Origin of the sequence: Nitrosopumilus sp. b2, assembly GCF_014078535.1 — an archaeon.
Lineage (GTDB): Archaea > Thermoproteota > Nitrososphaeria > Nitrososphaerales > Nitrosopumilaceae > Nitrosopumilus > Nitrosopumilus piranensis.
In genome coordinates, this window is the sequence record NZ_MU078705.1 from 338289 (window position 1) to 353621 (window position 15333).

28 protein-coding genes are annotated in these 15333 nt (G+C 31.4%); 14 read left to right on the plus strand and 14 right to left on the minus strand.

Annotation, left to right across the window (positions count from 1 at the left end):
• Window positions 1–62: 62 nt before the first annotated feature.
• Together C6989_RS09945 and C6989_RS09950 are read left to right on the plus strand one after the other, a co-directional pair.
• Entirely contained in the window at window positions 63–1154 is a 1092-nt protein-coding gene (locus C6989_RS09945) for a formate--phosphoribosylaminoimidazolecarboxamide ligase family protein (RefSeq protein WP_182127023.1), read from the plus strand.
• A gap of 443 nt (window positions 1155–1597) precedes the next feature.
• Complete coding sequence (locus C6989_RS09950; RefSeq protein ID WP_182127024.1) at window positions 1598–1858, plus strand: hypothetical protein; 261 nt, start codon at window positions 1598–1600, stop codon at window positions 1856–1858.
• Here C6989_RS09950 and C6989_RS09955 read toward each other — a convergent pair.
• Window positions 1855–2103, minus strand: a complete 249-nt coding sequence (locus C6989_RS09955; RefSeq protein WP_148703468.1) for a hypothetical protein — start codon at window positions 2101–2103, stop codon at window positions 1855–1857. The genes C6989_RS09950 and C6989_RS09955 overlap by 4 nt on opposite strands.
• 150 nt (window positions 2104–2253) lie before the next feature.
• Complete coding sequence (locus C6989_RS09960) at window positions 2254–2646, minus strand: hypothetical protein (RefSeq protein ID WP_148703469.1); 393 nt, start codon at window positions 2644–2646, stop codon at window positions 2254–2256.
• 36 nt (window positions 2647–2682) lie between these two features.
• On the opposite strand from C6989_RS09960, the gene C6989_RS09965 reads away from it, so the two are divergent.
• Window positions 2683–2883 (plus strand): hypothetical protein, encoded by a 201-nt coding sequence (locus C6989_RS09965; RefSeq protein ID WP_148703470.1) that lies wholly within the window; start codon window positions 2683–2685, stop codon window positions 2881–2883.
• On the opposite strand, the gene C6989_RS09970 is transcribed toward C6989_RS09965, so the two are convergent.
• Both C6989_RS09970 and C6989_RS09975 read right to left on the minus strand, forming a co-directional pair.
• A complete protein-coding gene (locus C6989_RS09970; RefSeq protein WP_148703471.1) occupies window positions 2884–3099 on the minus strand; it encodes a hypothetical protein in 216 nt (71 codons plus the stop codon). It abuts the gene before it with no gap.
• 47 nt (window positions 3100–3146) lie between these two features.
• Window positions 3147–3575, minus strand: a complete 429-nt coding sequence (locus C6989_RS09975) for a bifunctional nuclease family protein (protein ID WP_182127025.1) — start codon at window positions 3573–3575, stop codon at window positions 3147–3149.
• 148 nt (window positions 3576–3723) lie between these two features.
• On the opposite strand from C6989_RS09975, the gene C6989_RS09980 reads away from it, so the two are divergent.
• Window positions 3724–5538, plus strand: a complete 1815-nt coding sequence (locus C6989_RS09980; protein WP_182127026.1) for a CBS domain-containing protein — start codon at window positions 3724–3726, stop codon at window positions 5536–5538.
• A 35-nt stretch (window positions 5539–5573) separates the two neighbouring features.
• On the plus strand, window positions 5574–6389 hold the full coding sequence (locus C6989_RS09985; protein ID WP_182127027.1) for a hypothetical protein: 816 nt from the start codon (window positions 5574–5576) through the stop codon (window positions 6387–6389).
• Window positions 6390–6426: 37 nt separating this feature from the next.
• On the opposite strand, the gene C6989_RS09990 is transcribed toward C6989_RS09985, so the two are convergent.
• Window positions 6427–6693 carry a hypothetical protein gene (locus C6989_RS09990; RefSeq protein ID WP_182127028.1) on the minus strand — a complete coding sequence of 89 codons (267 nt, stop codon included), beginning with the start codon at window positions 6691–6693 and terminating at the stop codon, window positions 6427–6429.
• Between the two features lie 77 nt (window positions 6694–6770).
• Here C6989_RS09990 and C6989_RS09995 point away from each other — a divergent pair, with 77 nt between their 5' ends.
• Together C6989_RS09995 and C6989_RS10000 are read left to right on the plus strand one after the other, a co-directional pair.
• Window positions 6771–7004, plus strand: coding sequence for a hypothetical protein (locus tag C6989_RS09995; protein ID WP_148703476.1), 234 nt, complete (start codon window positions 6771–6773; stop codon window positions 7002–7004).
• Window positions 7005–7013: 9 nt separating this feature from the next.
• A complete protein-coding gene (locus C6989_RS10000) occupies window positions 7014–7580 on the plus strand; it encodes a hypothetical protein (protein WP_182127029.1) in 567 nt (188 codons plus the stop codon).
• Here C6989_RS10000 and C6989_RS10005 read toward each other — a convergent pair.
• The 3 genes from C6989_RS10005 to C6989_RS10015 all read right to left on the minus strand — a co-directional run bounded on the left by C6989_RS10005 (window position 7573) and on the right by C6989_RS10015 (window position 8347).
• Window positions 7573–7848: a DUF5615 family PIN-like protein gene (locus C6989_RS10005; protein ID WP_148703478.1), complete on the minus strand. Its 276-nt coding sequence runs from the start codon at window positions 7846–7848 to the stop codon at window positions 7573–7575. The two genes, C6989_RS10000 and C6989_RS10005, sit on opposite strands and share 8 nt — an antisense overlap.
• 91 nt (window positions 7849–7939) lie before the next feature.
• Window positions 7940–8104: a DegT/DnrJ/EryC1/StrS family aminotransferase gene (locus C6989_RS10010; protein WP_342752002.1), complete on the minus strand. Its 165-nt coding sequence runs from the start codon at window positions 8102–8104 to the stop codon at window positions 7940–7942.
• Window positions 8105–8164: 60 nt separating this feature from the next.
• A complete protein-coding gene (locus C6989_RS10015; protein WP_148703479.1) occupies window positions 8165–8347 on the minus strand; it encodes a DUF1059 domain-containing protein in 183 nt (60 codons plus the stop codon).
• 143 nt (window positions 8348–8490) lie between these two features.
• On the opposite strand from C6989_RS10015, the gene C6989_RS10020 reads away from it, so the two are divergent.
• Window positions 8491–8703 (plus strand): hypothetical protein, encoded by a 213-nt coding sequence (locus C6989_RS10020; protein ID WP_148703480.1) that lies wholly within the window; start codon window positions 8491–8493, stop codon window positions 8701–8703.
• On the plus strand, window positions 8696–8911 hold the full coding sequence (locus tag C6989_RS10025) for a hypothetical protein (RefSeq protein ID WP_255464695.1): 216 nt from the start codon (window positions 8696–8698) through the stop codon (window positions 8909–8911). Before C6989_RS10020 ends, C6989_RS10025 begins: the two co-directional genes overlap by 8 nt.
• Here the strand turns inward: C6989_RS10025 and C6989_RS10030 are convergent.
• Window positions 8908–9255 carry a hypothetical protein gene (locus C6989_RS10030; RefSeq protein WP_182127030.1) on the minus strand — a complete coding sequence of 116 codons (348 nt, stop codon included), beginning with the start codon at window positions 9253–9255 and terminating at the stop codon, window positions 8908–8910. The genes C6989_RS10025 and C6989_RS10030 overlap by 4 nt on opposite strands.
• 33 nt (window positions 9256–9288) lie before the next feature.
• Complete coding sequence (locus tag C6989_RS10035; RefSeq protein WP_182127031.1) at window positions 9289–9669, minus strand: DUF6659 family protein; 381 nt, start codon at window positions 9667–9669, stop codon at window positions 9289–9291.
• 151 nt (window positions 9670–9820) lie between these two features.
• Between C6989_RS10035 and C6989_RS10040 the strand changes: the two genes are divergently transcribed.
• Window positions 9821–10387: an O-methyltransferase gene (locus C6989_RS10040; RefSeq protein WP_255464701.1), complete on the plus strand. Its 567-nt coding sequence runs from the start codon at window positions 9821–9823 to the stop codon at window positions 10385–10387.
• On the opposite strand, the gene C6989_RS10045 is transcribed toward C6989_RS10040, so the two are convergent.
• Window positions 10379–11833, minus strand: a complete 1455-nt coding sequence (locus tag C6989_RS10045; protein WP_182127032.1) for a coiled-coil domain-containing protein — start codon at window positions 11831–11833, stop codon at window positions 10379–10381. The genes C6989_RS10040 and C6989_RS10045 overlap by 9 nt on opposite strands.
• A gap of 114 nt (window positions 11834–11947) precedes the next feature.
• Between C6989_RS10045 and C6989_RS10050 the strand changes: the two genes are divergently transcribed.
• A complete protein-coding gene (locus C6989_RS10050; RefSeq protein ID WP_148703485.1) occupies window positions 11948–12172 on the plus strand; it encodes a hypothetical protein in 225 nt (74 codons plus the stop codon).
• An 84-nt stretch (window positions 12173–12256) separates the two neighbouring features.
• On the plus strand, window positions 12257–12682 hold the full coding sequence (locus C6989_RS10055; protein WP_182127033.1) for a hypothetical protein: 426 nt from the start codon (window positions 12257–12259) through the stop codon (window positions 12680–12682).
• Between the two features lie 2 nt (window positions 12683–12684).
• Here the strand turns inward: C6989_RS10055 and C6989_RS10060 are convergent, their stop codons facing one another.
• From C6989_RS10060 to C6989_RS10070, 3 genes are all read right to left on the minus strand, one after another.
• Window positions 12685–12915, minus strand: coding sequence for a hypothetical protein (locus C6989_RS10060; protein ID WP_182127034.1), 231 nt, complete (start codon window positions 12913–12915; stop codon window positions 12685–12687).
• A gap of 35 nt (window positions 12916–12950) precedes the next feature.
• Complete coding sequence (locus tag C6989_RS10065) at window positions 12951–13151, minus strand: hypothetical protein (protein WP_255464696.1); 201 nt, start codon at window positions 13149–13151, stop codon at window positions 12951–12953.
• Window positions 13152–13222: 71 nt separating this feature from the next.
• Entirely contained in the window at window positions 13223–13801 is a 579-nt protein-coding gene (locus C6989_RS10070; RefSeq protein ID WP_182127035.1) for a hypothetical protein, read from the minus strand.
• Window positions 13802–13915: 114 nt separating this feature from the next.
• Here C6989_RS10070 and C6989_RS10075 point away from each other — a divergent pair, with 114 nt between their 5' ends.
• Complete coding sequence (locus C6989_RS10075) at window positions 13916–14491, plus strand: hypothetical protein (protein ID WP_182127036.1); 576 nt, start codon at window positions 13916–13918, stop codon at window positions 14489–14491.
• A gap of 34 nt (window positions 14492–14525) precedes the next feature.
• Window positions 14526–15239 (plus strand): hypothetical protein, encoded by a 714-nt coding sequence (locus tag C6989_RS10080; RefSeq protein ID WP_182127037.1) that lies wholly within the window; start codon window positions 14526–14528, stop codon window positions 15237–15239.
• The last annotated feature ends 94 nt before the right edge of the window (window positions 15240–15333 follow it).

Sequence of the window (15333 nt, forward strand, 5' to 3'; positions counted from 1 at the left end):
GATTGTCTCCGATCGTAAAAAATGAAAATTAGCTATATTAGATCCTAATTTCAAGACATATCGTGATTAAAAGTTCTGAGATCAAGAAAATTGTTAATGACTATTCAGATGTAAAGATAGGTGTTCTTGGAAGTCATTCAGCACTTGAGATTATGGATGGCGCAAAAGATGAAGATTTTCAGACAAGAGTATTTTGTCAAAAAGGTAGAGAAGGACCATATCAAAGGTTTAGTAGAATTGCAGATGAAATTACAGTTTTGAATAAATTCAAAGACATGGCTTCAACTAAAATTCAAAAAGAGTTAAGAGATTCAAATACAATAATTGTACCACATCGTTCCCTTACTGTTTATCTGGGGTACAAAACAATTGAAAATTCTTTCAAAGTACCAATTTTTGGAAACAGAAAATTATTCCAAGCTGAAGAGAGAACTGCAAAAAAAGGTCAGTATTATCTTTTAGAAAAAGCCAAAATAAAATATCCAAAATTATTCAAGGATCCTAAGAGAATCAATAAACCTTGTATCGTAAAAGTACAAGAAAAGAACAGGCCTCTAGAAAGAGCATTCTTTACTGTATCATCATACAAGGATTATGTTAAAAAATCTGAAGAGAGAATTAAACAAGGGGTCATAGCTAGAAAGGATCTAGAAAAGGCAAGTATTGAAGAATTAGCAATTGGCACATACATGAATTTTAATTTCTTCCACACACCAATTTCAGAACAAGTTGATTTTATTGGAATTGAGAGAAGACTTCAAACAAATATTCATGACTACAATGCACTTCCTGCACAACAACAATTAGACATTGATGTGGATTTACAAAACATCGAAGTGGGTCACACACCTGCAAGTATCAGAGAATCTCTTTTAGAAAAAGTATTCAAAATGGGAGACAAATTTGTTAGAGCAGTAAAGAAGGAATACACTCCAGGAATAATTGGACCATTCTCACTTCAAAGTGTAATTACAAAGGATTTAGAATTGATTGTATATGATGTTTCATTGCGTGTTCCAGGAAATCCAATTGTTGCCACTACTAGCCCATATACAAAATATCAATATGGAAAAACATTCGGAGTTGGAAGAAGGATTGCAATGGAAATAAAACGAGCACATGAAGAAGATAGATTAGATGAAATAGTTACGTAAAAAATTTTTGAGCAAATAATATTTTTAAGAATTAAAAAGGCGCAACCCCCTTATTGCAGAACATTGAGAGATTCCCTCTCACGGTCAGGTCGTTAAACGCCTGATTGCCTTTATCATTCTGCGGGGCTACGCGTTTTATTCGTTAGATTTTATAACTAACGACATCAATATGTATAGGAAATTTTAGTATTTAATATTTATCATGAAATTTTACAATAATGATCTAATATTATTGTAAAAATTTTGTTATACACACATAAACTAAAAACAAAAACATATTTTCAAAACACATCAACACAGATTGTTAATTGGTTAGATTGGAAATACATTGAATACCATTCGTTCTAATTTTGAGTGATTAAAACGGTTTGACACTCAAAATGGAATTGCTGATACCAATTAACAATACAAACTCTTTTTTGGGCAATTCATAACAATCCAATATGGGCAAGACTATTTTTGTAAAGGAGATAATCACAATCACAAAAGAGCCTAAACTATGCCCCACATGTGAAAAAGAGGACAGATTTGAAAGAGACATTGTCAGAGAAGAAAGGTCAGATGGAAAAACAATTCTCTGTACGCGCTGTGAGGCGTTAATTGTAGTCACAAATCTTAATCTTAGGAATGTAGAGTTGTCATCAAGAAAAGATGACACAATTATGCTAAAAGAGCCTCATCTAATCAGAAGAGTGGTATATTAGTCATCAGATTTTGAAAGTAACTCCTCAATTACATGACGTCTAACATTTGCAGTTTCCCAATCTCGGAGATTAGCAATTTTGCATTCTTCCTTTATGACTAATCCTGCCAATCCATCACTCCACATGTGACGCTTTGGATCATAGACTAGAATAATTTTTCCACGTTTCTTTATCTTGATTCCACCATGACATCGCTCTATTACCTGTAATGCAACTTTCTTGTAGAGTTTTTCAAAATTCACCATGTTTGAAAAGTAACTGCTTGTATCAAAAAGGTTCTGATACATGAATAATAATATACTATTAACAAACAATACAATTTGCTGATGATTAACCACGACTAAGCTATCACTGATAGATGATGAGTTTGCCGAATTATGAAGCAGAATTTTTAATTATGAAATTCTTTCTTGAACATTTACAATCATTGAAAGAGGTGGCGACAGTGCTTCAGGATTGTCAATACTCTCCCAAACAAAAACCTGAATGTTGTATGTTCCAGGAATAATTGGAGTCCATGATTGTGCAGGAGAAAATGATTGTCTTGGGGACAACGAACCTGTCAACCAAGATAATGATATTACAACATCTTGATTATTTTTTACTTGTGTCAAGTATGCAAAGTTTTGGTGGATGTCTTGATTATTTGAAATGTCTGCCATAATCATTATCTGCTCATCAACATAGTGTATTTTATCTTCAAAAGGAATTTCAGTTGAAACAGGTTCAGCAAAAGCCAGCCCCATACCAAAAATTATCAAAAATGCAAAAACTATTGTGATTTTCATAACGGGTATTAGTAAGATGAATATTTAATCTAGCTAATGGGTAAACTGCCAGAAAAATTTCCAGAGTATTCCATCATGTATAAGACAATCACAAATCAGATCAAATCATTAGAAAAACAAAGAGAACAGATGCCAAAAAACGAATTAAATGAATTAAATTTAAAAATTCAAAAATATGAAAACGAGTTAGATAAAATAAGAAAAATGTTTCCAAATAGTTTTTTTGAAGACATTTAATTATTCATGATGATCATGGCCACAATCACATTGACGATCTGACCCATTTGCGGCCATTAATTTTTGAACCATTTCATCACGGATTTGAAGCAAATCGCCTACTTGCTTTTTATGAGAATCAGAATCCCAATTTCCATGATGCAGTTCTCTTACAACATCAATAATTTCAAGATCCACATTTAGTAGATTGTCCATCAGTTGTTCTTGCTCATTCATGACAAATCATAATTAATGGTGGGAGAAAAACTGTTCTAATTTCAGGTTTATGCTTCCAAACTTTCCTTTAGTAGGTTTTTTCTAACAAGAATTGGAATATTGTAATATGCTGCAAGTGCCATTGCGTCTGATGCACGATAATTTCTTAACACAAGGTCTTTTTTACCTGTAAAATACAGATTAGCTCTAAGAACTTCACCACTTTCATAGATTTTGACTTTGACTAGAACAAGTTCATTTTCTTCACAAATATCCTCTATCATTTTGTAAATTGAAGGGGCAGCTTCGCCTCCCTTATCATCACCAAAACTTGAGATATGTTTTGCGACTTCGCCAGAAAATGCTCTCATGTGAAATTCTTTACCATTATCAGCTTTTAGAACAACCATGCCTTCAACTGCGTAAGGGTCAACAAATCCAACATAATCAATTTTTACAGAGTCGTAATCAGGCTCTTGTGCTTGATTGATATCCATTGTCTGGATAAACTTCACGCCCAGTGCTTATAAAGATAGCAAAATTGGGAGATCAGTGAGAATAATCTAATGAGGTAAATTTTTTTTAGACGATCAATTCTGGAGCCCAATCCCAAATTATTTAAAATCCCTAACTAAGGGTAGCTTAATGTCAAGTAATCCAGAACGAGCTGTTTCGTATGTACTAAACAAGTACGTTACAGAATACATGGACAAGGATGTTTTGATTCTAAGCCAGAATACTCTAACCAGGGAAGCAGCAAGGATGCTACGACATTATGAAACAGATGACATCATCATTACAGATGAAAACAGAGTGCCAGTTGGAATTGTCACAGATGAGGATATTCTAAGTAAAGTAAGTGATGTTACAGTCTATGCAGAAGCGACAAAATTAAAAGACATTATGAGTACACCACTTGTCACAATAAATGAAAAAGCTACATTACAAGATGCATTACACAAAATGAGAGACAACAACATTAGAAAATTACCAATTTTAACAAAAAAGAACGAAGTTGTAGGGATGATTTTTCAAACTACAATTGCAAATGTTATCAGAGATGCAACTGCTGCTGAACCTCGATTATTGAGCCCTCCAGTAAAAGCAGTACTTGGAAATCTAGGGTTTGTTTTACAATTTGCAGGAGTTCTATTACTTGTCCCAGCTATAGTTGCAACAATTTTAGAAGATACAACAACTGCCACAGGAATTTATCTTACAACTGTTTTGTTGTTAGTGACAGGTTTCTTTCTTAATTCTTATGGCGAGAAATCTAGTTTAAACCTACAACAGGCGTCAATATTGGTCTTTTCAAGCCTGTTTTTGCTGTCTCTGTTTGGAACTGTTCCATATCTGTATGTTTTGCCAAGTGATGAGACCAATGTAGAGGTATTTGGAAATGCGTTCTTTTCAAGTGCTGCAGGATTTACCACAGGAGGAATATCACTATTTGATGAGCCTGAAAATCTTACTCAGAGTTTTACCTTTTATCGTAGCTATACACAACTCGTCGGAGGAATGAGTTTCATTTATTTGGTAATTACAGCATTTTACCCAGAATCAAAATTGCAATCAATGCGTGGCTTTATCTCAGGAAGAACACTACATATGAAGGAGCTTTTCTCAACAATTACTGTAATCTTTGCAGTATACATCATAATTGTTGCAATGTTGTTGTATTTCTTTGGACAAGACAATCTACTTGATGATTTCTCATTAGCTATGAGTACACTTGCGACAGGAGGATTTGTTCCATCATCTACAATTGTTGAGAACTTAGGGTGGCAAGAACAAGTAATCTTGATGGGAGCAATGATACTTGGCGCATTACCATTTACATTCCACTATGCATTTGTAAGAAAAAAATTCCTTGCACCAAAATTAGGAAAAGAGGTTCTCACATATTTTGCAATATTAAGTGGCGCCACAGTATTATTTATTGGAATAAGTGGACTAGAACCATTAGAGAGTGCATTTTATTCAGTATCAGCTAGCACAACAGCAGGTCTTCAACTCCAAAGTTTAGCAGGGCTAAATGGAGTTGCACATTCAATATTGATAATTTTGATGTTCATTGGAGGTTGTGGATTTTCAACTGCAGGAGGTCTAAAAATTTTCAGATTATTCCATCTTAGAAATTGTAGATCATTTTTCAGTAGCGTAAAAAGAAATGAACTGCCAACTCAAACAAAGAAGGAGGTAATATCTACGCTAATAATCATAGCATTATTTCCAACAATATCTGCAATTACAGGATTACACCTTGCAGAAAGTGAAAATGTACCATTTCAAGATGCATTTTTTGAAGCAGCAGGTGTAATTACTACTGGAGGACTATCTGCAGGAGTCATAGATTTTGATACAGACCCAGCTACAAAGATTGTTTTAGCATTTTTGATGATATTTGGAAGGTTGGAAATAATTGCAATCATATACATTTTTGTGCCCAGACTTAGTTAAGATAGAATTTAATTTCATAGAAAAAACAAAACATCATGAAGCAGACAAATTCAATCAATAAAGGCAAAAAACTAATTGTCCTAGGATTTGTCACAATTGCACTTTTGTTTATCATTTATGGTAGATATCAAGATCCTGAACTACTAACACCAAGTGCAATTGACTCAATTCAAAGAATTGCATATGGATTTTACATTACTTTACTAGTATCATTTGGTGCAATTGCTTTTGGTTTGTATAGATATCACAAAGGCAAGATACAAAATAATGAAAAAAACATTTCAACAATAATTGCACTAGTTGCATGGAATTCCAAATCAAAAAAAATATTCATTGCAACATTCATAGGCTATGGAATATTTTTCTCTCTTGTATCGGGAACACTAGTATATCAACCAGAAGTTAGTTTTTCAATACATTATGGCGCAGAAATACCCTCAGGATTTGTTGCCCCTTGTTGCGGAGATATAGGCTATATGCCAAAAATCATCATTTATCTTACTGAGCATGTAGGATTACAAATAATTCCAATTAACTTGGTACTTCAAATTATTGTTTCATATCTAGTTGCACTAAACACATCAATTGCTATTAATGCATATACATTTTCTAAAAAAGGAAGCGGAATGAGTGGGATAGGTGCCATTGCAGGTGCATTCATTGCATGTCCTACTTGTGCAGGTACCTTTTTCTCAGTGTTTATTGGAACAGCAAGTGGAATAGCATTATCCATCGCACTAGCTCAATTACAGACAGCACTAATTGCAATATCAATACCAATTCTTTTGCTTACACCATACATCATGGCAAGAAAATTACGAAACCCAGATGGAAGCTGTAAAATTCTATGAGTTAATTCAAAGATATTCTAAAGAACCAAAGTAAAATTTAAGATTGAAACCAGTGATTGAATTTTTTCACACGAGGTCTTTTCCAATTTCCAATATCATAGCCATCACGACGTAAATATTTGAGAGTTAGTTTGTAAATTAGTTCGTCATGATCTACTTGTTCTAAAATTTCAGTCCACAATACTTTCCCATTTTTCTCAATCTTTGATTTAAAATCAGGATTTAATGACTCTGCAATTTCTTTACACTCTTCAAGTGTTTTTCCGTTCTTGTATGCCCGAACACGTCTATCACATCGATCCATATTATTCTGACATTATGAAATTATTTTAATCTAATTTAAGGTGCTTCAAACAAATACGAGTAGAAAAGTGAATCAGCATGGGAATTAGTAGTATTTCAGAATATGTAGATTTTTTTGTTAATCTAAACATGGGAGAAAATGTTAGTTTGATTAGTTTTGTTAATAATGAAAAGTTGGTGTTAAAACAAAAGTTAGAATACAAAAACCTACCAAAAGAACCAATCAAAAAAGGAATAGAAATCTTAGAACAACTAGCAAAAGAGATTAGTGAGATTGGGGAGAAAAAGGTCATAGAGAAATATCAAGAATAGTGAAAATAGATGGATAAAAATTCAGAAATCATTAGAACAGAAATCATTAGAATTTTAAATGAAAATGGGAAAATCAGAGGCACAGAATTAGCAAAAAAAGTGATGAAGAAAGTAGGAAATGAAAAAACAGTGTATAGAGAAATTAGCGCCCTGGTAGAATCTGGAGATATCGAAAAACGGGTTCACAGTAGATCACATATCGAATACGAATTAGTTAATCTATATGAGTCAGTAAACAATCAATTAAAAAATTTACATAAAGAAGTAAAAACAATTTTTGATGAAATAAACAATTTTCAATTAATTAGTAAAGCAGAAAATCTTTCATTTCATGAAAGACTAAGATCAATTATTCATCTAATCCAAATAGTACAATCAACTGACGGAATCATGACATTATTATCGTTTTACCCAACATTTAGAAAAGACAAAATGTTCCCTCAAATAAACAGACAAATTGATGATTGCTGGCAAGCAATTATGACCTGTATCTCACAACAGCCTGAAGACGTATTTCTTAATGAAATTTTAGCAAATTTGAGAATTTCAAACATTGATTCAAAAAATATTAATTAAAATCTTTTAGTTTTTCAATAATTACTTTAAGAATTTCTTCATCATCAAGCAAGATCAATGGAAAATTATTTTCTTCGCTTGCTATTCTAAATTCTGTATCTTTGGTAACAATTATCATATTATTTTCACGCGCATAATTAATTATAGAATAATCTGAACCGAGTTTTTTTCCAGTCATTTTTAATTTTCGTACACTTTGCGCATCATATCCATGTTCTTTTAGGCGTTCATCCATCCCATCCAAGTTTTCATCTACAAGAATTTTCATACAATATCTGAATTACATTTCAATATTAGTGTAAAATTATTCTAGGATAGGCAGAACAACCTTACATATCTCTCCAATTAGATTTCCAAGGCTATTCATGTACTAAATCACGCACAGTTTTTGCAATATATTCAATGTTTTTGGTAGATACATTTGGATGAATAGGTAATGACAAAACGTGTTTTGATGCCCAATCAGTATTTGTTAATTTTGATTTTGTGTTATAAATAGGGATTTTATGGAATCTAACGAAAATGGCATGTTATGTATTGTAAAATTTATTTTCAAACTTTATCCCACCTAAAGTTTCAATTTATCAACTAGCATGTACGGATTGAGGAATTTTCTTCTTAACATAGCGTCCTAGGGTTTCAGGAGAATATTCTATTCCATGCTCATTAGCCATATGATTCCAATAGGCAAAAACAACTTGTTCCAAGTCACCACTTACTGAGTAGTCACAATCAAAGCCACAATCATCACATCTTATGGAAACCATACGAAGTAATCAAATTGCTAGAATAAAAACGGAGATTAAAAAATTCAAAAATTTGTTTAATATTTTGAATAAATTTGTATGAACGTAAGTAAATAAGAAATTACAAACATCAAATACTTATTTCACAGAAAATAGACCATTTTGTGGATATAAAAGAAGAAGACACATCAGAAGAATCAAAGAAGAATCATATTGAATATTACAAATCATTGACAAAAACGATTTCAGATATTAAAGAAGAGATGCAGGATGAAGAAGACCCAGTGATCAAAAACCATCTTGAAAAGAGAATCGAGGCCATGGAAAAAGATAAAATGAGAATTAAGGAAATGTTTCCAGACATTATTAATGAGTAAAATGACTACGCCGACAGAAAAAAATCATAATAAACATTTGGATTTATTGCACGAATACAAGATACATCTTGTAAAGTATATCAGCGAACTAGAAAAATTAGATCAGCAATCTGAATTTGCAAAGCAATGGAATGAAACAACGATTAAAGAAAGAAAACAAGAACTAAAAGTCATAGATAAAATATTAAAAAATTTAATTAGATTCTAGTCATTTTGAGTCAAATCATATAGGCAATTACAAAAAAAACCAACATTATTTTTTGAAACACCATCAAACCAGGCTAGATCAGAAGTTATGTTGTATCCTTGTATTTCAGGCTCAGAAATTGATTTTAAAAAATTATTTTCACTTTCAACCATTTTTTGAACTGCACTATGATCGTTCTTTGAAAATTTGTAATTACAAGTTACCAAATCAATTTGGATAAAATAATTTCCATGTTGTGGATTTATTTTTGCTTTGATAAACGGCTGGTGGAGCTGCTGGCAATCTCTAAAATGCTTGTCATATTCAAACATCTTTGAATCACCAAGATATTTTTTAAAAGTCATGATAACTTTGGAAACAAAATAACTAGACAGAGCCTAAAGATCTGTTGTGAATTTTTTAATTTTTGTAATTAATCTAATTTTTGTATTTATTGGCATTTCAGGCTCCATTGTAAAATAGATAATGTTTCTTTTTGCATACACTACCATTTGAGAAACTTTTTCCCGTTCAACATGGACATATCTTACCTTACCAAGAGATTTATCAAATTCCTTTCTCATAGAACGTCTTTGTGCAACTTGCTTGCAAAAATGTTCTTCCTCCCTTTGGGATTTTAGACTAGTTTTACCAGTTTTCATGATAGCCTCTCGAATATTGCCTTTAGGATCAATTATTGCTGCAAATCTCATTTTAGAGTCTAAGTTTATGATTTTTTGAACAATTTCAAGCAGATCAATTTTCTTTTTTGCTGCCATATAGATAAGAAAAATTATTTGGCAAATATAATCTAATAAAAATAATGCAAGATCTTAGAATAACTAATGATGGAGGAGAATTTTTTTAATATATAGAAAAAATACAACTTCAATTTTTTCAGTACTTAAAAAATTAGAAGAGCAATCAAAAATAGAAAAAACTAGAAAGATAGATGTTCCTGCAAATGAGAGAATGTTAGCAATAACAAAAGAGACAGGTGAGCTTCTCAATATGATAATTCGATTAAAAAATGTAAAGAACGCTTTAGAGGTTGGGATGTCCGTCGGATATTCCACAATATGGTGTGCAGAGGCAATTATTGAAAATGGTGGAAAAATCATCACCATAGAACAAAACCCAGAAAAAATCAAAAGGGCAAAAGAAAATTTTCAAAATGCAAATGTTTCAGACATTATAACAATTCAAGAGGGATTTGCAATGGAAATACTAAGAAGTTTTAGATTACAAAAAAAATATCAGAACTTTTTTGATTTTGTATTAATTGATGCAGATAAGGAAAATGTAATAGAATATTTTGACATGATTTTGCCATTAGTATCAATTGGGGGGGTTATTGTCACGGATAATATGTTATATCCTGAAAAATATCAAGAAGATATGAAAAAATATTCACAACACATACAATCAAACCAAAATGTTAGAACAATAACATCACCCATAGGAAATGGCGAGGAGATTACAATAAAATTAAAGTGATTTTTTCTTTTTAGTACTTTTTGTAGATTTAGTTTTCTTTTTTGGAGTTTTTGTAGTAGATTTAGGTGTTTTTACATTTAATGATTTTAATTTTTTATTTTTTTCAGAAATCTGCTGTTTTAATTTTTGTTGTTTTTCTTTTAATTTTTTATTTTTTAATTTAATTTGCTGTTCTGTCTTTTCACGTTTCTTTTTAAGGGATTCATAGAGTTTTTCTTCTTTTTTGAGTTGTCTTACGAAACTTTCTTGAGACTTTAATCGTTTATTTTCTTCTTTAGTTTTCTTAGCAATCAGTTCTTTTTCTTTAGATATAGTGTTTATCAAATTAAGACGGGCTTCCTTTGATTTTATTAGATCTCCTTCCTGAGATTTTATTAAATTTTTTAATTTTTCAGATTCAGCAAATTTTGTTTTCTCTTCATTTACTTGCGAAACAATAAACTCATAATCTTTTTTAGTTTTTTCCAAGTCATTTTGTTTTAATTTAATTTCATTTGCAATAGAAGCTTGTTCTAGTAAACGTGATTTTTGTTCCTCAATCATTTTAGTTAGTAAAGATTGTTCAGTTTGCACCTGTTTTTCTATTGCCTCTTGCTCCAACTGTGCTTGAACTAGTTGTTTTTTCTGTTTTTCTAACTCTTTTGAGATTTTAGATTTTTCAGAATGAATATTTTTAATAATTTTTGCTCTTTCTTTTTTTACTTTTTCAAGTTCTTCTTTTTGAGCAATAATTTCTTTAGATAATTTTGTTTGATTCTCAATTTTTAGTCTTTCTTCTTGTATTTGGTTTTCTAGTGCTTGCTTTTCTTGAGTAACTTTTTGTTCATACTCTTTTCTATGAGACATTAATTGAGTTAATTTTGAGCGATGTTCGTTAATTTCATTTGAAACCTTTTTTTGTTTTTCAATTTTCTCTTCTTCAACCTGTATATTTTTTGAAATGTTTTCCATTTCAGCAGAATTACTTGGAGAGTTCCACCCTTTTGGCAATGTTCCTCTAGGAATTGGTGTAGGTTTAAGAGGTTCACTTGGAAGTGTTGAAATTTGGGGGGTCTGTTTTACTTCTCTAGTTTCAGGTTCTAGTTGTTTTGGGTAATAAGATTTGTTTAGTTTTGATTCTAAATATACAGCATCAGAGTGATACAAAGTTTTGTTATTTGCAATCATATCAAAAATATGTTGCAGTCTACCTGGATCACCTTTTCCAGAATCAATTAATTCTTTAATTTTTGGTAAAACATTATTTTCTGTTTTGGTTTCCACTTCATCTTCCAGAGTTATTGGTGAATCAAGTTTTTTTTCAAGATACTTTTGATCAGAATGGTATAGTGGACGATTATTTTTTAGATATTCTAGGATATGATGCAATCTTCCAGAATCGCCATTGCCAGAATCAATTAAGCCTTGTACATTTTCTATTGTCTGTGAAAGAGTCAATTGCGACATATCTTCTTCGTCTTTAGTTAATTTGTCCTAGTCTAGTAAAAATAACTTTTTAAAAATAATTCACACATGCATAAATTTTAGGTGATTTATTAATTAGAAAATCTGCATTAAATTATGAAAGCAGGGATCCCTATGATCTCCATAGGCGGAGGAATGTTTTTGGTCGGATTAATCATGTTTTACTCAATAGAGTTAGGTCAAACGGAGCCTATTTTGAGATTGATTAAAAATATTGGTACATTTGTGGGTCTAAGTGGCATAGGCGTCACCGTAGCTGGGGTATTGTTATATCTAATTAGTAGAAATCAGCCACCCATACAAGAAAATTTTGAATCATAAAAAAAATCAGTTCAGCATTCAACTGATAAAATCAGATACAACAAGTGACAACTTAATTATTGTACTTGTGTCAAAAATTTGTAAATGTCTGAAAAAGTATGGATTGGTGCAATTTTCCTAAAGGATGAAGGAGGTTATGAAATCCTACTAAAATCATTAAAACATTATCGAAAAAGATTAAGAACTATCGCAAATAGTCCCGAGTTAAAAGATTCAGCTGCAATGTTTGCATCAGTATTAAATCAACAAGCAATGAAAACAGTTCCAAAAATTGATGAGGTAATTAAAAAAATTCAAAACAGTATGGATGACATCCAAACAGTAAAAAGTTTAAGTGATGAAATTCCATTTTTTGAAAAAGCACTTAGGTGTTATGAATCAGATATTCACAAAGCTCAAGATACAGGACATGAATATTTTGTAAAATTGGTTGGCGACATGGTAGAGGCAAAAAATGATTTAGAAGTTATTAAAAATGCCATAAATAAAATAAAAGAATATTCAGAGTAATTTTAGAGGCTTTGAAGATACCAATCAAGATATGGAGTTAATGCTTTACACTGCTTCATTTTTTCGGATTCATCTTTTGCATCCAAAATTTTCTGAATTTTTCCATCAAGGTATTCAGATGTTAAATTACTCTTAAACTGAGGCTGAATTTGCTTTAAAACAGCGATTATCTCATCTGAAGAGGTATTTTCAAAATTTTCTAAAATTTTAGAAATTTTCTCATTCAATGACATGTAAATAATTTAGAGAAAGCCCATTATAATTTTAGTCATAGTACATCATCATCATCCCAAGTTAGTCTAAATCTTCCAGTTACACGGAACATCTGAATTTTACCACCTTTTTTAAAATTTAATTTGTAAAAATTGTGGGACGCATCATCAATCTCTAATGTTACATTTTCATTTTTGGTTTGAAAAACAATTGGATCATTTGAAATCTGATTCCAATCACTTTCATCAAAATCCATATAAAATTTGGTGTACAGTAACCCCATCATTCTAATCTAAAATGAACCTGAATAAATAACTAGAGAATAGACTATTTATCTAATGAGTATTTTGGGACTATTATTCCTAAGAAACTAAGAACAGTGGGAAGTAGCAGTTCAGAATCTTTATCGTTTCGAATAATCTCAAAGACTTTGAAAATTAACTGTTGAATTGTTAAATGTTCGTCGCGATACAATGTTTTTTTGGGGTTTTTTACAGAATCTAAAATAGTAAACCCATTATCTATTTGAAGTAATAGTCTTAAAAGAGAATTTGCAAGAATAATTTTTTCATCTATATCCTTATGTGGAAAATCAGTTTCTAATCGATTGACCTGAGATTTTACATCATGAAAAGAGTTGTTTGTTGTTTGCTCTACATGCTGAGATGATTTATGTTCATAATTTTCAGTAAGATGATAAAATTTCATATTACTTTTTGAGGTCACAAAAATGATTTCTTTGTCAATTAACGAATCTCTGGTTTTCTCAAAGGTTGATTTTGCCATAAATTTTGGAACAATTAGTTTTATGAGGGCATTATGGTGCAAGTTTGGGTTTTCTTTGATATGCTCTAGTAGAATTCTTTCACGCTCATATTTTCTCAGTGGAGGCTCAAATTGACTCATTGTATCTAGGTCAACCTTATATTAGTAGGTCAACTATTAAACAATTTCTCAAATCGAAGTGCATATAATTCAAAATATCCTCTTGAATTGCCCATCAAAGTTATTCTAAACTTAATGTACGTCAAAACTGCACAAACAACAGATAACAAGACAGGAAACATGTTCAATCCTGTCTTGGGTTCTACAATAACTGGCAAATGTCGCGCCATGTTGTATGAGACCATAGTGAATAATGAGATGGAAAAAGACATTATTTTCATGTATGCTGACAGTATTGCTACTACAAAGAAACTGGAACTTGATTCAAAGAAACTTGGAGCATTCTCTCAAGACTTTAAGGGTTCAATTTTTGCACTGCAATCAGGATTCTATTCAAAGAGCGGATACTTTGAGAGATCAAGAGGTATTGGTCAATTAGGTGATGAAACTATACTGCATAAGGATACCAAGATAGATTCCAAGGGAAGGCTGGTTTATGAGTTTGAGAAAAAACGTGTTGGAACACTGAAACTCAACATTAAACAAAACACAATAGAGAACATTGGAGCATTTAGCACTGTCAAAAAGAACTTGAAGCTAAACGGTGACAGAGGAAGACAATGGTGGGGAAAATTGACAGACATTAGATTAAAGGAAAGAAATACCTCCACTCCTTTTTGCTTTCCATTAGATGATCCTCGAAAAATTTGATATAGTATACATTTACAAATATTCTGAGTAGTTTTTGGGAAATAATAAGAAAAAGAGAAATTATAATGCGAATAGACGATTAGCAATCAAGCTGTTTTTAATTGTATTTGTATTTGCAGTAATAATATCTGGATGGCAAATTCATTTAGCATATACAACACCGGATGAAGTTGTTACACGTTTATCTGAAGATTCAAGTTTTAAAACCACACTTATTGATCAAGAAATAATCAAATGTAATTCAATACCAGATGGCCAAGTCGGATTGTCATATTATAACAAAACCTTAGGGTTTTCTGTTAATGTGCCAAATATTAATTGGGGCATAACCGAAGATAATGGGTATTATGTTTCAAATTTTGGTTTGATCGAACAAGATAACTTTTTGGGAGGCATTTTCATTGATCAAAGAAACGCCTCTCACTTATTGATTAGTGTATTTGATGATTCTGAAAATGTGAGTATGGAAGAATTCATGGGCAATATTGCTAACCAAATTTCAAAGAAAACAGAATGGAAATACATTACGATTGGTGGCAAAGAAGATAACGAGAGGGAAGGAGAATTGGAATCGGAAGGACTTTTACACGGTGAAGAATTTTATATTTATCAAAAGGCAGTTAGATCTGATAACAAAATCTATTTGATTCACTATCCTAATTTCGATTCAAATTATCCTCAAAACCTTGTGGATGAAATCGATGAAATGTATTTGGCAGTAAACATTTTTCCATCTTGTAAAACATGATTCTCCAACAAATCATACTTCCGTCTTGTTTTAGTAAACCGCAGATTTTCGTACGTAAGGAGGGGGGATTGCCTTTTTACTCTTTGTCGATAAA

Coding starts and splice junctions, on each gene's coding strand:
- C6989_RS10060 (WP_182127034.1), bottom strand. CDS start 12,915: ATGTCATTGAATGAGAAAATTTCTAAAATTTTAGAAAATTTTGAAAAT.
- C6989_RS09970 (WP_148703471.1), bottom strand. CDS start 3,099: ATGAATGAGCAAGAACAACTGATGGACAATCTACTAAATGTGGATCTT.
- C6989_RS09965 (WP_148703470.1), top strand. CDS start 2,683: ATGGGTAAACTGCCAGAAAAATTTCCAGAGTATTCCATCATGTATAAG.
- C6989_RS10055 (WP_182127033.1), top strand. CDS start 12,257: ATGTCTGAAAAAGTATGGATTGGTGCAATTTTCCTAAAGGATGAAGGA.
- C6989_RS09995 (WP_148703476.1), top strand. CDS start 6,771: ATGGGAATTAGTAGTATTTCAGAATATGTAGATTTTTTTGTTAATCTA.
- C6989_RS09950 (WP_182127024.1), top strand. CDS start 1,598: ATGGGCAAGACTATTTTTGTAAAGGAGATAATCACAATCACAAAAGAG.
- C6989_RS09960 (WP_148703469.1), bottom strand. CDS start 2,646: ATGAAAATCACAATAGTTTTTGCATTTTTGATAATTTTTGGTATGGGG.
- C6989_RS10035 (WP_182127031.1), bottom strand. CDS start 9,669: ATGGCAGCAAAAAAGAAAATTGATCTGCTTGAAATTGTTCAAAAAATC.
- C6989_RS10025 (WP_255464695.1), top strand. CDS start 8,696: ATGAGTAAAATGACTACGCCGACAGAAAAAAATCATAATAAACATTTG.
- C6989_RS09990 (WP_182127028.1), bottom strand. CDS start 6,693: ATGGATCGATGTGATAGACGTGTTCGGGCATACAAGAACGGAAAAACA.
- C6989_RS10005 (WP_148703478.1), bottom strand. CDS start 7,848: ATGAAAATTCTTGTAGATGAAAACTTGGATGGGATGGATGAACGCCTA.
- C6989_RS10045 (WP_182127032.1), bottom strand. CDS start 11,833: ATGTCGCAATTGACTCTTTCACAGACAATAGAAAATGTACAAGGCTTA.
- C6989_RS10075 (WP_182127036.1), top strand. CDS start 13,916: ATGTACGTCAAAACTGCACAAACAACAGATAACAAGACAGGAAACATG.
- C6989_RS09955 (WP_148703468.1), bottom strand. CDS start 2,103: ATGGTGAATTTTGAAAAACTCTACAAGAAAGTTGCATTACAGGTAATA.
- C6989_RS09980 (WP_182127026.1), top strand. CDS start 3,724: ATGTCAAGTAATCCAGAACGAGCTGTTTCGTATGTACTAAACAAGTAC.
- C6989_RS10000 (WP_182127029.1), top strand. CDS start 7,014: ATGGATAAAAATTCAGAAATCATTAGAACAGAAATCATTAGAATTTTA.
- C6989_RS10030 (WP_182127030.1), bottom strand. CDS start 9,255: ATGACTTTTAAAAAATATCTTGGTGATTCAAAGATGTTTGAATATGAC.
- C6989_RS10070 (WP_182127035.1), bottom strand. CDS start 13,801: ATGAGTCAATTTGAGCCTCCACTGAGAAAATATGAGCGTGAAAGAATT.
- C6989_RS09975 (WP_182127025.1), bottom strand. CDS start 3,575: ATGGATATCAATCAAGCACAAGAGCCTGATTACGACTCTGTAAAAATT.
- C6989_RS10015 (WP_148703479.1), bottom strand. CDS start 8,347: ATGGTTTCCATAAGATGTGATGATTGTGGCTTTGATTGTGACTACTCA.
- C6989_RS09985 (WP_182127027.1), top strand. CDS start 5,574: ATGAAGCAGACAAATTCAATCAATAAAGGCAAAAAACTAATTGTCCTA.
- C6989_RS10065 (WP_255464696.1), bottom strand. CDS start 13,151: ATGGATTTTGATGAAAGTGATTGGAATCAGATTTCAAATGATCCAATT.
- C6989_RS10050 (WP_148703485.1), top strand. CDS start 11,948: ATGAAAGCAGGGATCCCTATGATCTCCATAGGCGGAGGAATGTTTTTG.